This window comes from Staphylococcus arlettae, from assembly GCF_025560845.1.
Taxonomy (GTDB): Bacteria; Bacillota; Bacilli; order Staphylococcales; family Staphylococcaceae; genus Staphylococcus; species Staphylococcus arlettae.
In genome coordinates this window covers 1,046,788-1,061,211 of the sequence record NZ_CP094803.1, presented here as the reverse complement: position 1 = coordinate 1,061,211, position 14,424 = coordinate 1,046,788, and the positions used below count along the sequence as shown (strand labels likewise).

The 14,424-nt window shown below is 30.8% G+C and carries 7 protein-coding genes and 3 tRNA genes; 2 read left to right on the top strand and 8 right to left on the bottom strand.

Features of this window, described 5'->3' with window-relative positions:
• Positions 1–2 precede the first annotated feature (2 nt).
• Positions 3–665 carry a YveK family protein gene (locus MUA37_RS05185; protein ID WP_002509444.1) on the bottom strand — a complete coding sequence of 221 codons (663 nt, stop codon included), beginning with the start codon at positions 663–665 and terminating at the stop codon, positions 3–5.
• A 719-nt stretch (positions 666–1,384) separates the two neighbouring features.
• Between MUA37_RS05185 and MUA37_RS05180 the strand changes: the two genes are divergently transcribed.
• Complete coding sequence (locus tag MUA37_RS05180) at positions 1,385–1,741, top strand: DoxX family protein (RefSeq protein ID WP_002509443.1); 357 nt, start codon at positions 1,385–1,387, stop codon at positions 1,739–1,741.
• 102 nt (positions 1,742–1,843) lie between these two features.
• On the opposite strand, the gene MUA37_RS05175 is transcribed toward MUA37_RS05180, so the two are convergent.
• The 3 genes from MUA37_RS05175 to MUA37_RS05165 all read right to left on the bottom strand — a co-directional run bounded on the left by MUA37_RS05175 (position 1,844) and on the right by MUA37_RS05165 (position 11,335).
• Positions 1,844–7,678, bottom strand: a complete 5,835-nt coding sequence (locus tag MUA37_RS05175; protein ID WP_262624874.1) for a GA-like domain-containing protein — start codon at positions 7,676–7,678, stop codon at positions 1,844–1,846.
• Between the two features lie 1,539 nt (positions 7,679–9,217).
• Positions 9,218–9,649, bottom strand: a complete 432-nt coding sequence (locus MUA37_RS05170) for a hypothetical protein (RefSeq protein ID WP_142019560.1) — start codon at positions 9,647–9,649, stop codon at positions 9,218–9,220.
• Positions 9,650–10,474: 825 nt separating this feature from the next.
• Entirely contained in the window at positions 10,475–11,335 is an 861-nt protein-coding gene (locus MUA37_RS05165) for a PhzF family phenazine biosynthesis protein (RefSeq protein ID WP_002510539.1), read from the bottom strand.
• Between the two features lie 278 nt (positions 11,336–11,613).
• Here MUA37_RS05165 and MUA37_RS05160 point away from each other — a divergent pair, with 278 nt between their 5' ends.
• Positions 11,614–12,222, top strand: coding sequence for a LysE family translocator (locus MUA37_RS05160; RefSeq protein WP_002510540.1), 609 nt, complete (start codon positions 11,614–11,616; stop codon positions 12,220–12,222).
• Positions 12,223–12,925: 703 nt separating this feature from the next.
• Here the strand turns inward: MUA37_RS05160 and MUA37_RS05155 are convergent.
• The 4 genes from MUA37_RS05155 to MUA37_RS05140 form a co-directional block, all read right to left on the bottom strand.
• On the bottom strand, positions 12,926–13,489 hold the full coding sequence (locus tag MUA37_RS05155; protein WP_262624873.1) for a hypothetical protein: 564 nt from the start codon (positions 13,487–13,489) through the stop codon (positions 12,926–12,928).
• Positions 13,490–14,137: 648 nt separating this feature from the next.
• A tRNA-Ser gene (locus MUA37_RS05150) sits at positions 14,138–14,226 on the bottom strand.
• A gap of 47 nt (positions 14,227–14,273) precedes the next feature.
• Positions 14,274–14,345 (bottom strand) — tRNA-Glu (locus tag MUA37_RS05145).
• A gap of 2 nt (positions 14,346–14,347) precedes the next feature.
• Positions 14,348–14,422 (bottom strand) — tRNA-Asn (locus MUA37_RS05140).
• Positions 14,423–14,424: the final 2 nt, after the last annotated feature.

Below are 14,424 nucleotides of genomic sequence, written 5' to 3'. Positions count from 1 at the left end.
TTCTATTTAAAATATTGAATGCTGCCTAACACTGGTAAGTTCATCTGGTCATAAACATCTTGTTCTGACTTTATTCGTTTATCAGTTATCTCTTTAATGAAAATAATAATGCATAATATTAACAATCCACTAGCCCAACCTATAAATAAATTTAAAGGTACGTTTGGCGCAACCTGATGACCTGTTTTAGTTGCACTAGATAACAACGACACATTATCCACCTTCATGATTTTAGGAATTTCCTTTTTAAAAACATTAGCTACTGTATTTGCAAGTTGTTCTGCTACTTCTTTGTCATTATGAAAAATAGAAATATTTAAAACTTGTGTATTCGCTTGATTTGTTACATTTAAAAAGTTCTTTATTTCATCCGCTTCATACTGTCCTTTTAATTCTTTTGCAACTTTACCTAAAATTCTTGGACTTTTAACAATTTCAGAATAAGTATTGATCAATTGAATATTGCTTTGTATATCTTGAACATTTTGATGTGTATTTTCTTTTTGATTTATCAATAACTGGGTTGTTGCTACATATTTGTCTTCAATTAGAAAAAATGTAACTACTATACTTGCCACTAGAGATAATAAAGGCAAGATAATGATAAAGAGCAAATAATTTTTGAAAATTCTTGATATCTCTGTAATATTAATTGCACGCTTCATAAGTCATCCTATGTTTTAAACCTGAGTATTATTGTTTTAAAACCACTATCATTTACTTCTTATTAATCACCTTCCTTCTAATTTTGTATGGATGGCTTTATATCTTGAGTAATACAAAAGAAAAATGCCATTTAATATTTAAACATAAATAAATGTATTTATATTTAAATACAACGGCATTGTATCATTATTTTATTGTTTGAAATGCACTTCAGTAATTAAAGTAAAATTAAAAGTAAAAAATGTAAAAAATCTATAGGTTGATTAGTCTTAAAAATAATATTAGTAAGTCATGTTCCTTAGAATACTTCAAAATGATTCCCTAAATTTATAAAAAAAGACAACCGCAAACGCGATTGTCTCTAACCCTATAAGTTACTAATGGAGATAAATGGTGTTTCAACACCTATATTTATTATAGCAATATCTGTTATTTCTGTGATTGTTTATTATTTGTTGGTAAAATATGACTTTAATCTAGTAAAACATAAATCTTTTACTGATTAAATTAGAGCTTTATATCTACTTTATTGCTAACTTTGGTTTATATTTTACTAGTTATGACAAGCATAAACTTCTACCATTTCAATTTGTTAATATCTTAAATATAGTTTTTAGACACACTCTAAATAAATTTTAGTACTAACAATAAGGAGAAAATTATGTCATTTAAGAATAAACATTTATCCCCTCATATTGAAAATCAAACTATTAATCGCATGAGATTCAGTTTACTTATAATTAGACTGATGTTAGCAACTTCTTTTTTAGTCCATGGCACATTAAAATTTGTTGATTTACAAGGAACATATAACTTTTTAGGTTCTTTAGGCTTATCACCAACAATGGCCTTGTTGCTCTCATATGGTGAAGTTATCGGTGGTATAGCTTTACTTATCGGATTTTTAACGCCATATGTAAATATTTTCTATATTGGTGTCATGTTAGGCTCAATTTTCACATTAAAACTTTCACGAGGATACGTTAGTGGTTATGAATTTGAAATTATCCATATCATGATGAACATTGCTTTATTAATAGGTTATCGATGGAAAAAATGGTTCCAATTTTATTAATTTGCATATTTCAAAACTTTACCCCTTCTCGTCTGAAGTCCTTATATATTTTAAATTATTAAAAAGCGTTAAACGTATTATACGTTTAACGCCTTTTGATTATTAATTTGATTTATTTTTTCTTCTTCTTACAACCAGTAATAGTGATCCAAATAAGGCTAATACACCTGTGTAAATATAACTATTAATACCATCGTTTCCTGTTTTTGGTAACTCATTTATAGTATTGTTACTATTATTATTTAGATTTTCTGATGACATTGCTTTGCCGTCTTTACTTAATGCTTTAGGAGCAATTACTTCACTTGTTACTGTTGATGATGTTTCTTTATCATCTTTGCTTGATTCTTCTAGTGTTACTTTATTCACATCTTCAATCGCCGCTGTTGGTGTCGTTAATTTATTAATTTTGCCTGATTCTTCTGACGTCACCTCATTACCATCTTCGCTTAGTATTGTTGGTATCGTTTCTTTACTATCTTCACCTGATACTTCTGGTTTCATCACTTTACTATTTTCATTCGACGCATTTGATACTGTTATTTTATCACCTTTGCTTGATTCTTCTGGTGTCATGACTTTACCGGCTTTACTTGATGCTGTTGGTGTCGTTTCTTTACCATCTTCACCTGATACTTCCGGCTTCATTTCTTTATCGTCTTCACTTGGTGCTGTTGGTAATACATCACTATTTACATTTGGTACTTTTATACCTGTTAACTTATCTAATCTTTCTTGTAAGTTGACCTGTTTATCTTGTGGTAAGGCATTTACTTTTTCTGAGGCAACTTTTTTCGTTGCTTCAGCTTGTTGAGCTAAGTCTATTAAATCTTGATGTTCTTTTGAATTAATAACACCATCTTCGTTAGCTTTTGCTAATGCTGCTTTTGCCACCTTGTCCGCTTGTTCAGCCTCTTCTACAACTTGAGTTGCATCGGCTGTTGCTTGATCTAAGTCGTTCGCAACACCATTACTATTTTTGTCATTGATTACTGGAACATTAATTCCTGTTAATGCTTCTAATCTTTGTGGTAAGTCTCCTTTTTGACTTTCAGGTAAAGCATTTACCTTTGTCTCTGCTGTAGCTCTTGTCTCTTTTGCTTTCTTAGATGCTTCTTCTAACTCCTGATGTTCTTTTGGATTAATAGCTCCGTCTTCTACGGCTTTAGCTAACTTTTCCTTCGCCATATTATCAGCTCGTTCAGCTTCCTCAACAGCTTGCATTGCTTCAGCTTTCGCTTGATCTAAATCATCAGCGACACCATTACTATCTTTGTCATTAATTCCTGGAACATTGATTCCTGTTAATGCTTCTAATCTTTGTGGCATTTCTTCTTTTTGTTTTTCTGGTAAGGCATTTACTTTCGCCTCTGCTGTAGCTTTTGTTTCTTTTGCTTTCTTAGATGCTTCTTCTAACTCCTGATATTCTTTTGGATTAATAGCGCCATCTGCTTTGGCTTTAGTTAGTTTATCTTTCGCAACTTTGTCAGCTCGTTCAGCCTCTTCTACAACTTTCATTGCTTCGGCTTTTGCCTGATTCATGTTGTCTTGTTGTCCTGGTACTACATTACTCGTCACTGTAGGTACTACAATACCCGTTAGTTGACCTAATACTTCATTAAATTCTGCTTTCTTTTCTTTTAATTGTTTCGGTGTTTCTGGTAATTCTTCGACTAATACTTCTGCTGTCGCTTTTGTTTCTCTCGCTAGTTTAGCTAAATCTGTTAATTTGTTGACTTCTTCTTGGCTAATTTTCCCATCTGTGTTGGCTTTAACTAGTGCTTCTTTCGCTTTTGCATCAGCTTGTTTCGCAGCTTCTACTGCCTTAGTTACGTCAGCTAACGTACCATCTAACTCATCTGCCAAGCCGTTGCTGTCTTGATCATTGACATTTGGTACTTTAATACCTGTTAATTTATCTAATCTTTCTTGTAAATTGTCTTGTTTATCTTTAGGCAATTTATTTACTTTTTCTGATGCTGCCTTTTTCTTTGTTTCTGCTTGATTAGCTTCTTCAGTTAGCTCTTGATGTTCTTTTGGATTAATAGCTCCGTCTTCTACGGCTTTAGCTAACTTTTCCTTCGCCACTTTATCCGCTTTTTCGGCTTCCTCAACAGCTTTCATTGCTTCATCATTCGCTTGATCTAAGTCATCAACAACACCATTACTATCTTGGTCATTTATGTTTGGAACATCAATGCCTGTTAGTACTTCTAATCTTTGTGGTAATTCTCCCTTTTGATTTTCAGGCAATGCTTTTACCTTTACGTCAGCTGTAGCTTTTGTTTCTTTTGCTTTCTTAGATGCTTCTTCTAACTCCTGATGTTCATTCGGATTAATGACTCCATCTTCATTGGCTTTAGTTAATTTATCCTTCGCAACTTTGTCAGCTCGTTCAGCTTCTACTACTGCTTTCGTTGCTTCATCTTTTGCTTGATCTAAATCATCCGCAACACCATTGCTATCTTTGTCGTTGATTCCTGGAATATCAATGCCGGTTAACTTACTTAACCTTTGTGGTAAGTCTCCTTTTTGACTTTCAGATAAAGCATTTACCTTTGCCTCTGCTGCTGCTTTTGTCTCTTTTGCTTGTTTAGATGCTGCTACTAATTCTTGATGTTCGTTTGGATTAATAACTCCATCTTTATTGGCATTAGCTAACTTTTCTTTTGCCTCTTTGTCAGCTCGTTCAGCTTCTTCCACAGCTTTTGTTGCTTCATCTTTTGCTTGATCTAAGTCATCAGCCACACCATTACTATCTTTGTCGTTGATATTTGGGACATCAATGCCTGTTAATTTATCTAACCTTTGTGGTAAATCAACCTTTTGATTTTCGGGTAATGCTTTTACTTTATCCTCTGCTGCAACTTTAGTTTCTTTTGCTTTCTTAGACGCTGCTTCTAATTCTTGATGTTCTTTCGGATTAATAACATCATCTTCGTTAGCTTTAGTAAACGCTTCTTTGGCAACCTTGTCTGCTTGTTCAGCTTCTTCTATTGCTTTCGTTGCTTCATCTTTTGCTTTATCTATGTTATCCGCAACACCATTGCTATCTTTGTCGTTGATTCCTGGAATATCAATACCTGTTAATTTATCTAACCTTTGCGGTAAGTCTCCTTTTTGATTTTCAGATAAAGCATTTACTTTCGCCTCTGCTTCTTTTTTCTTTGTATCTGCTTGATTAGACGCAGCTTCTAATTCTTTATGTTCGTTGGGATTAATAACACCATCTTCGTTAGCTTTTGTTAACGCTTCTTTGGCAACCTTGTCTGCTTGTTCAGCTGCTTCTACAGCTTTTGTTGCTTCAGCGTTTGCTTTATCTATGTTATCCGCAATACCGTTACTGTCTTGGTCATTTATATCTGGGACAGCAATGCCTGTTAATACTTCTAATCTTTGTGGTAAGTCTCCTTTTTGACTTTCAGGCAATGCTTTTACCTTTGCCTCTGCTGCAACTTTAGTTTCTTTTGCTTTCTTAGACGCTGCTTCTAATTCTTGATGTTCTTTCGGATTAATAACATCATCTTCGTTAGCTTTAGTAAACGCTTCTTTGGCAACCTTGTCTGCTTGTTCAGCTTCTTCTATTGCTTTCGTTGCTTCATCTTTTGCTTTATCTATGTTATCCGCAACACCATTGCTATCTTTGTCGTTGATTCCTGGAATATCAATGCCTGTTAATTTATCTAACCTTTGCGGTAAATCTCCCTTTTGATTTTCAGATAAAGCATTTACCTTTGCCTCTGCTGCTGCTTTTGTCTCTTTTGCTTGTTTAGATGCTGCTACTAATTCTTGATGTTCGTTTGGATTAATAACTCCATCTTTATTGGCATTGGCTAACTTTTCTTTTGCCTCTTTGTCAGCTCGTTCAGCTTCTTCCACAGCTTTTGTTGCTTCGGATTTTGCTTGATCTAAATCATCTGAGATACCATTACTGTCTTGATCATTAATACTTGGGACTACAATACCTGTTAATTTATCTAACCTTTGTGGCAAATCTCCCTTTTGATTTTCAGATAAAGCATTTACTTTCGCTTCTGCTGCTTTTTTCTTTGTATCTGCTTGATTAGACGCTTCTTCTAATTCTTTATGTTCGTTGGGATTAATAACACCATCTTCGTTAGCTTTTGTTAATTTATCTTTCGCAGCTTGTTCTGCTTGTTCAGCTTCCACTACTGCTTTTGTTGCTTCATCTTTCGCTTGATTATCTACCGGTGGTTGCACTTGCCCCTTAGCTTCTTGTTCTTTGATTTTTTTAATATCACTGTTAACTTTTTGAGCAATAGGCTTCATATTGACAGTTTTTAATTCCAAATTAACTCCGTGCACCGGATTTGGATAGTTTGTGTCACTAATTAATTGAACACCAATTTGATCTTTTGCACTATCAATTTCAGTTGCTGATTTTAGTACTAATTTAAAAGTTGCGGAAGCTCCAGCTTTATTCTTTGGTTCTGTTGTAAAACTATAATAACCTAATTTATCACGATTTAAAGTTTTCGTTGCTTCAGCAAGTCCTTTATGTGGTATATAATCAACTAGAACTTTTTCAATTTTTGAGTTTAGTGAATCATTTACTTTTAATGAAAGTGTTTCAAATCTTTTAACCCCTGACCCAAGTTCTTTAGTCAAATCAAAACTTACAACATATTTTCCACCTCTTTTTTCAGTGCTAACATATCGTAAATCATTGGCTGTAATTTTTTTCACATTGTTGTTTGATATCTCTGTGTAAAAATTCCCTTGTCGGTTATTTATTAAATTTTTCATACTTTCCAATACTTTATTAACGTCATTAACTTGATTTTTAGCAACTTTTCGACCAATCAACTTATTATCAATACTATTTCTAAATAAATTATTCCACGTTTTTTCATTCTTTGGTAAATTTAATTTTCTTGCGATATTACGTAAATAAAATTCTCGTTCTTTTTCTGTAAGATGCTGTTTATGTTTTTCTATTATTTCAATCGCATCTCTTCTAGTAGAATTTGTTGTTATATCATTAAACCCACGCATCGAAGAAAAGTACCTTGCTTGATATGAACTACTTACTGAGCGTGGTGAAAATGTATGACTAGCTGCACGGTTTTGTAAAGGTACTACTGGTATATCCGTGTTACTTGGTGGTAGTTCAGGCAATTGTCTTTTACTTCTTTTTAGAGGTGTTGATTTAATATTGAGCTTTACTTTTTGATTAGGTGCTTCACTTATTTTTTGTGCTTCCTTCACTTCTTGTGTTACTTCTTCGATTGAATTATCGTTGTTTAGTTGTTGTTTTACTTCAGGTGTAAACTCTTGCTCATTTTTTTTACCTGACTTTTGCGTTGCTTTATTTTGTGAAGATACTTCTTTTTTGCCTTTTAACTCATCTATGTTTTGCAGTTCGTTTACTTTTTGCGTTTGCTCATTATCTGATTTTTGCACTTCTTTTTCTTCTAAAGGTGCTTTCCCTTCGTCAGTTGCTTCATCTAAGTTTTGAATTTGGTTGACCTGTGTATTTACTTCTTGCTCAAGTGCTTCATCTGCATTTTGTTCGTTACTTTTTTGTCTAGTTACTTCTTTTTTGTTTTTTGACTCATCTGTACTTTGAACTTTATTTTCTTCTGATGTTACTTCTTGCGCTTCTACTTCATCTAGCTTTTGCGTTTTTTCTTCTTGTGAACTTATTTCTTCAACGTCTGATGGTTCATCAGTTTTTTGAGAAGTATTCACTTCTGCTGTTAGTTCTTGTTCTTGTACTTCATCTGTATTTGTTACGTCATTACCTTGTGAAAGTTCTTCATTTTCTTTTGTTGTTGTTTCATTAGATTTAGGTTCTAACTCTTGTGCTTCTGCAGTACTTGGATTTAAAAATAATAATGTTCCAATTAATATTGATGCTGCGCCAACACTATATTTTCTAATAGAGTATTTCTGAACCTTTTTGTTATTATTCATTAAATAACCTCTTCTCCTTTTATATAAATATGGATTTTAAATGTATATTCATAAAGTCTCCAATAATGAAAATTTTCTTAATAACTATCTTTCTAATCACAAATTGGAAAACTTTATTATTCAAAATATTATTTCAATACAGATCATTATTAAATAGCATTTCGAATATTAGTAAAAAACATAACTTCACAAGTAAAATCTACTTAAATATTGAGAAATTTAACAATTAAAGAAAATGAAAACTAACTTGCAAATAACCTACTTTTAATTAAATGTATAAAAGGTTCAAAAATTGTACTCAATAGTTAATTGACGTAAAAAGGGAGTGGGACAGAAATCTGATTTTGAAAAAATGATTTCGTCGTCCCACCCCGGCAAGGATGACTAGTATTGAAACAAGCTTGGTTTGAAGCGCATTTTCAATGCAGTCAGCTACTGCCAATATGAAAAGAGACTAGGACGAATCAATATTGTCCCAGCTTCAATGATTTTATAAAATTGTATTTATTAATGTAAAAAAATGAAATGTTAAAATATTATAAAATTAAAAACCGCAGATAAATATCTGCGGAGAACTAAATGTTGGTATAACAAACATAGGACTATGGACTATGAGATAAGTCCTGCCCTTAAAATAACATCCATCATTTACTATATCTATGTATTCAATAGTTAAAGTAAAAATTGTATTTCCAGAAGTAAAAATTCGCTATATTTCCCGTTAAAGTGATAGATTTTATAATTTTACTAAACGTTAAATTTCCTATTTCATAGTCTTTAGATGTGCTTTAATTAAAACTTAAAATGTATAATTAAAATTAAAAACCTCCCTTATTAAAATAAGAGAGGTAAAGTAAATTATGCAATACTAAATAAACTTTAAATTATTATAATAGAAAACATAAGGTATAGGCATGAACTACCTATACCAGTATATTAAATTAGATTACAGGATTTTGTAAATGCTTTTAATTATAACAGTAAATATTATATAAATGAAAGTAAAATATTGAGTCTACAGTAATTAGTAGTATATATAAATTTGATAATTGGTACAATTTTTACTAAACGCATCGATTTTTTACTATGATTGATAAACTAGATAAATAACGCTTATTTCTTGATATAATTTAATTAGTCGCTACCAAACGACTAAAATCTTACTTACAACTATAGCAAAAGTAGTACTGCTTTACTTAGCAAGTACTACTTTTTTAATGATTAAAAATCTAATCAAACCACTACTTCCATCATAATATTTTACTTATATTAAGTTAATATTTACTATCCTATAAAAGGTAATACACAATTATATTCATACTGTTATAATGAATTTAGAGTTGCTGCAATGGTAACTTTTATGTACAAGTATAAAGCCAAACAAAGTTTAGCATTGGGCCATATGAATTGGACCGATGCTTTTTTTGATATTAAGGTTAATTTATGACATGAAGGTTTTCTTTTCAAAATAAACTTGCTTTTACATGCCACTTAGATGAACAGTATTCATAAATAAAGAGAGACAACTTCTCTCTTTATTTATGTTTGCGTATATAATATGTAAAGGTTAATTATTAATACTAGCATCGTGAAATATACCATTTTATATTTCATTAAACTTTCATGTATAATATTTAAAACCATAGCGATATGAAAAATTATTAAAAAAATACTACAATCATTAAATTTATTATATTTTATATAGATCAAAAATAATACAGAACTTAAAATTATAATTACACCAAATGTAATTCCTATTACTTTTAATGCTTTTTCAGAAACTTCTTTATTTTTCATTGTTAAAATAAATACTAATGCAAATATTACTAATATCAAAGACGATCCAAACCATGCTTTAGTTACTTCTAGTTTCATAATTACAAAATGGTTTATGGCTAATGAAATATATATTAATAGATATATTATGAACACTAGCGCGTTAATAAAGATTAAGTTAATTTTACCTTTCATTATAAAAATATCCTTCCAATTAATTTAATTTTCTCTATTAAATTAATTGTACATATTAAGCTCTGTATTTCATTTGCGTATGTCATCAAAATCTTTACTATTTTAAATTATGCTATATATAACCATTCATCGAACTCATAATACTAGTTACTTCTCTAAAAGATTCTTCAAAAGCTTTATCCATATTCTTTCTAACCCGCAACATTGTTTCTTCAAGTATCATTACCAACACCCCTTCAAAGTGAATTAATTAAATTCAATTCGATTATATACCACAACAATTGCTGTATCACTTTAAGACTAAAAAAGTTATTTATTATAAAATTAATTGTGTTATATTAAAATCATATAAACAATTTAATATATTGTTATATAAGGGATGAGACAATAATGAAATTAGCAGTGTATTCCATAAACATAATTAATTATATATTCATTTCAGCAATGTTTCTATTATCTATTACACCACCCAATTGGTATGGAGCTGACAAATTAGATGTCTTTATATCAAATAGTAGTGCGTTATTAATATTTTCTATACTTATGTTTTTTATTTCTAAAAACACTAAGACAATATGGAAAATTAGCATTTTTCTTAATTTAATCAACTTATTTATATTAACTCCACTCATAATGTTCGTGTTATTTTTTGGTATACCATTTACTTAATTACTTAGGAGGTACTAATGAAAAAATTGTTATAACTTTAATGTTAGCTGCTTTATTATTTTCTCAAATATCATTTGAAGGATTAGCTGAAACACAACAATATAAGTGATGAAGAAATTAGAGAATTAGCACAGATTAGCCATTTTCAATTCATATCTATTGTTTCTCAATCGCTATTGTTCCATCAATCATTATTTTTGAAACTCCGCCTAATTTCAATACATTTTCCTTTTTAATATAAACTCTACCATTTCTGTTTATACATTCTCCTTGAGAATTTGAAAATTCTTTTTCCTCTAATAAACCGTATAAATCATTCATTACAGCAACACAACCATTACCACTACCACAAACTGGATCTTCGTCCACACCTTCTTTCGGAGCAAATGAACGAACTTCAAAAGTCGTATCTTTATCTTCTTTGTTTTTACCGAAAATCGTTACACCAGTGGTACCTTCATAAATATATTGTTCCATCAATTTAAAATTAGGTTCAATATTTTTAACAATACTCGCATTTTTTAATTCCAAAGTTAGCCATTCAGCACCGATATTAATATTTTTAGAATGAACTACATCACTTTTTTTGATACCTAAACTATCTATTATTCCATCAAACTGTCGGTCTTGTAACTCACTAATTTTAGGCTCAGGCAAACTAAAATATGTTTTATCTTCCGTAAAATCTATTTTCACCAAACCTACTCCACATTCTTGTACGAGATAATTTTTATTTTTAGGCACTAAACCATTTTGTAAAATAGCAAAAGATGAACCTATAGTTGGGTGACCAGCAAAAGGTAACTCATTGTTGGGAGTAAAAATTCTCAATTTGTAATCTGCATTTTCATCTTCAGGTTTACAAACAAAAGTTGTTTCAGATAAATTAGTCCAACTTGCTATATCTTTCATTTGTTCTGACGTTAAATCATCAGCATCAAAAATTACTGCAACAGGATTACCTTTAAATGCTTCATTTGGAAATACATCAACTTGCTTAAAATTTAAATACTTCATAACCAAACCTCCAAAATTAAATTGAGACTAAAAAAATACATTTACTTATACTTCAATTACTTTCTTTATGTTAATTCTTATAATAATTTATTTAAATGATAACATGAAGAATAAGATAACTAACTATTAATTTCCACAGTAGTATTTAACTTATTGAACATTCATCTAATAAACCTATTAATAATATAATATTCTCGCAGTAACAGGCTTGGTTAATTGTATTACTATCAAAACAAGAAGAAACTCATTTAACAACATACAAAACAAAGGAGCAATATATGGATAATTGGATTAACTTTATTATAATGTCATTACTTATTCTTATAGCGCCTGGACCAAGTTTTTTTGCTGTTATAAAAAATAGCGCTCACGGTGGAATTAAAAGCGGTATTTTTACAACATTTGGTATAGCTAACGCTCATTTAATTTATGCTACTTTGGCAACTCTAGGTATTATATTTATATTCGTAAGTTCCCAAACCGTATTTTTAATAATTAAAATATTAGGTGCAGCGTATATTATTTTTCTTGGCCTTAAAAACATATTAAATGCCCATAAATTTGAATATAATACTATGGAAGTCACGAAAACAACAAATGCGAATTTATTCAAATCATATCAACAAGGATTTATAACTATGATTCTAAATCCAAAAGCAATTCTATTTTATATAAGTATTCTACCTCAATTTATAAATCACCAAAGTAACCAAAATGTACAAGTCGCATTACTTTCAACATTATTTATTATAACTGTAATTACATGGTTCAGTTTTTGCACTTTTGTTTTCAATTATATCAAAGCAGTTTTTGAAAAACCTAAATTTAAAATGATATTTAATTATATTGTCGGGACAACACTAATCGCTTATCAATCAAAATATTAACTACAAAGCATTAAAATTGTGATCTTACTAATTTTATTCTAATTATCTTTTTAACAATGAACTTCATAAAACTTCAACCATCTCGAAATTTATCGAAGAGTCGGCTAATAATATCATATTATGCCGACTTTTGTTCACAAGTTTACTGTAAATGTCCTTGTCTATGACTAATAAATTGTTTCCTTCCATACTATTAAATAAAGCAGCATATCAACATTTTGCTAAATGAGATATAGCGAGGAATATCGAATAAACGGAGAGTGAGGGATTGGCAAATTCATATTATTATTAAATTACATGGCTTTTATTGTCCATATTTTGCCCGCTTTAAAATTTTCTACATTAATCACTCTACTTAATTTCAATTATATCCTTCAAATTAAACTCACTTAATCCATTTCCAAAAAGTATGCGACATTGCAAATGACGTGAAAATAACACGCAAATAAAAAGACCACCTATAGCAAAGGTAGCCTATCTGTACTTATTAAAAAATCTAAATATTGTTCTATTTATAATACTTTATAAACCTCACTATATATAATATATAGGCTATAAATATAAATATATTCATTAATATTACCTGATTACTATTAATATTACCAAACTTGATACTAATCATTGTCCAAAGTGCTATTACTAAAAATAATAATAAACATACCCATATGTTAAAAACTATTTTCATAGTATCACTCCTTAAATATTAGCAGAAAGTTGCTCCTCCAGTTAATCCACCACCTACTGCCCTACCGACTGCTCCAACTACTCCCCCACCTACTGTACCTACTATTGGTAAAGTTACAGTTCCGACTCCAGCACCAGCTAATCCTAACGTAGTACCTCCTGTAACAGCTCCTCCTGCTATACCAGATATACATTTTCCAATGCCTCTATCTTGGTACATATTTTGAGCATATACACCTAAATCACCTTTATCTTCAAAATATACTAGAGAAATGTTATTACCATTTCTATCTTTTGCAATGGATGGTAATTTTTCAATATCACCCGTGTTTTCATTTCTTAAAGATGCTATACCGTTTTTATCAATGTCATAAGTAACATTTTGATTCAAATCAATTCTAGCCGTATGGTCATTTACCTTAACGATTTTGCCTGAACTATTTCCTGTGCTGTATGTCTCATTTCTTTCAGCAGCATAAGAGTAATTATCAACTAAATTAGGACTAACTGTTACTCCAGTAGTAATTGCTAATGCAATAAACCCTTTTATAAATCTTCGTTTGTAATTTAATGTTTTTGCCATTTTACTCACTCCTGATAGGTATTTGAGATATAAAAACAACTCTATAAATTTATTAAAATAAGTAGTTTAAAAACTTAATGAATTAAGCATCTCTCCAGCATTTTGGGAAACGTTTACAAAAATAATACAAGCTTATATTGTTAAAATCTATAGAAATTTATAATAAGTAAAAATATTACATATATATGTAATAGCCACTTTAAAACAAAACCCTACTTCTATTAGTAGTCAATATCTTTTTAATACTAGTGTGACGTTAAATACAAATAAAGCAGTCACAACCACTTTTAAAGAATTCTTATTGGAAAACAATACGGGGAACTAAACATTACATGCCTTACGACACACGCGTCTATGCAATTGGGTAAAGGTTTCTCTATACAATATGTTAGCAAAAGATTAGGTCATGCAGACATAACGACTACCCTATCCATATACAGTCATTTATTAGAAGAAAGTCAAAAACAAGAAGAAAATAAAACACTGGAAGTCTTACGTAGCATGTGATTCAAAGGTTTCATGTCAACAAACCTTAAATTTTGACATGAGAGTGACATTTTTTATAAAAACTAACCATAAACAAAAACACCGAAACCCTATTGTATCAAGGATTACGGTGCTTCATAAAAGCTCAAAATATGTATTGAACGGAGAGTGAGGGATTCGAACCCTCGAGACGCTTGTGGCGCCTACACACTTTCCAGGCGTGCTCCTTCGGCCAGCTCGGACAACTCTCCAAATATAAGTATAAAAAAACAGAAGCGATATTTCACTTCTGTTTGTATGACCCCGACGGGACTCGAACCCGTGTTACCGCCGTGAAAGGGCGGTGTCTTAACCGCTTGACCACGGGGCCAATGGCTCCACAGGTAGGACTCGAACCTACGACCGATCGGTTAACAGCCGATAGCTCTACCACTGAGCTACTGTGGATC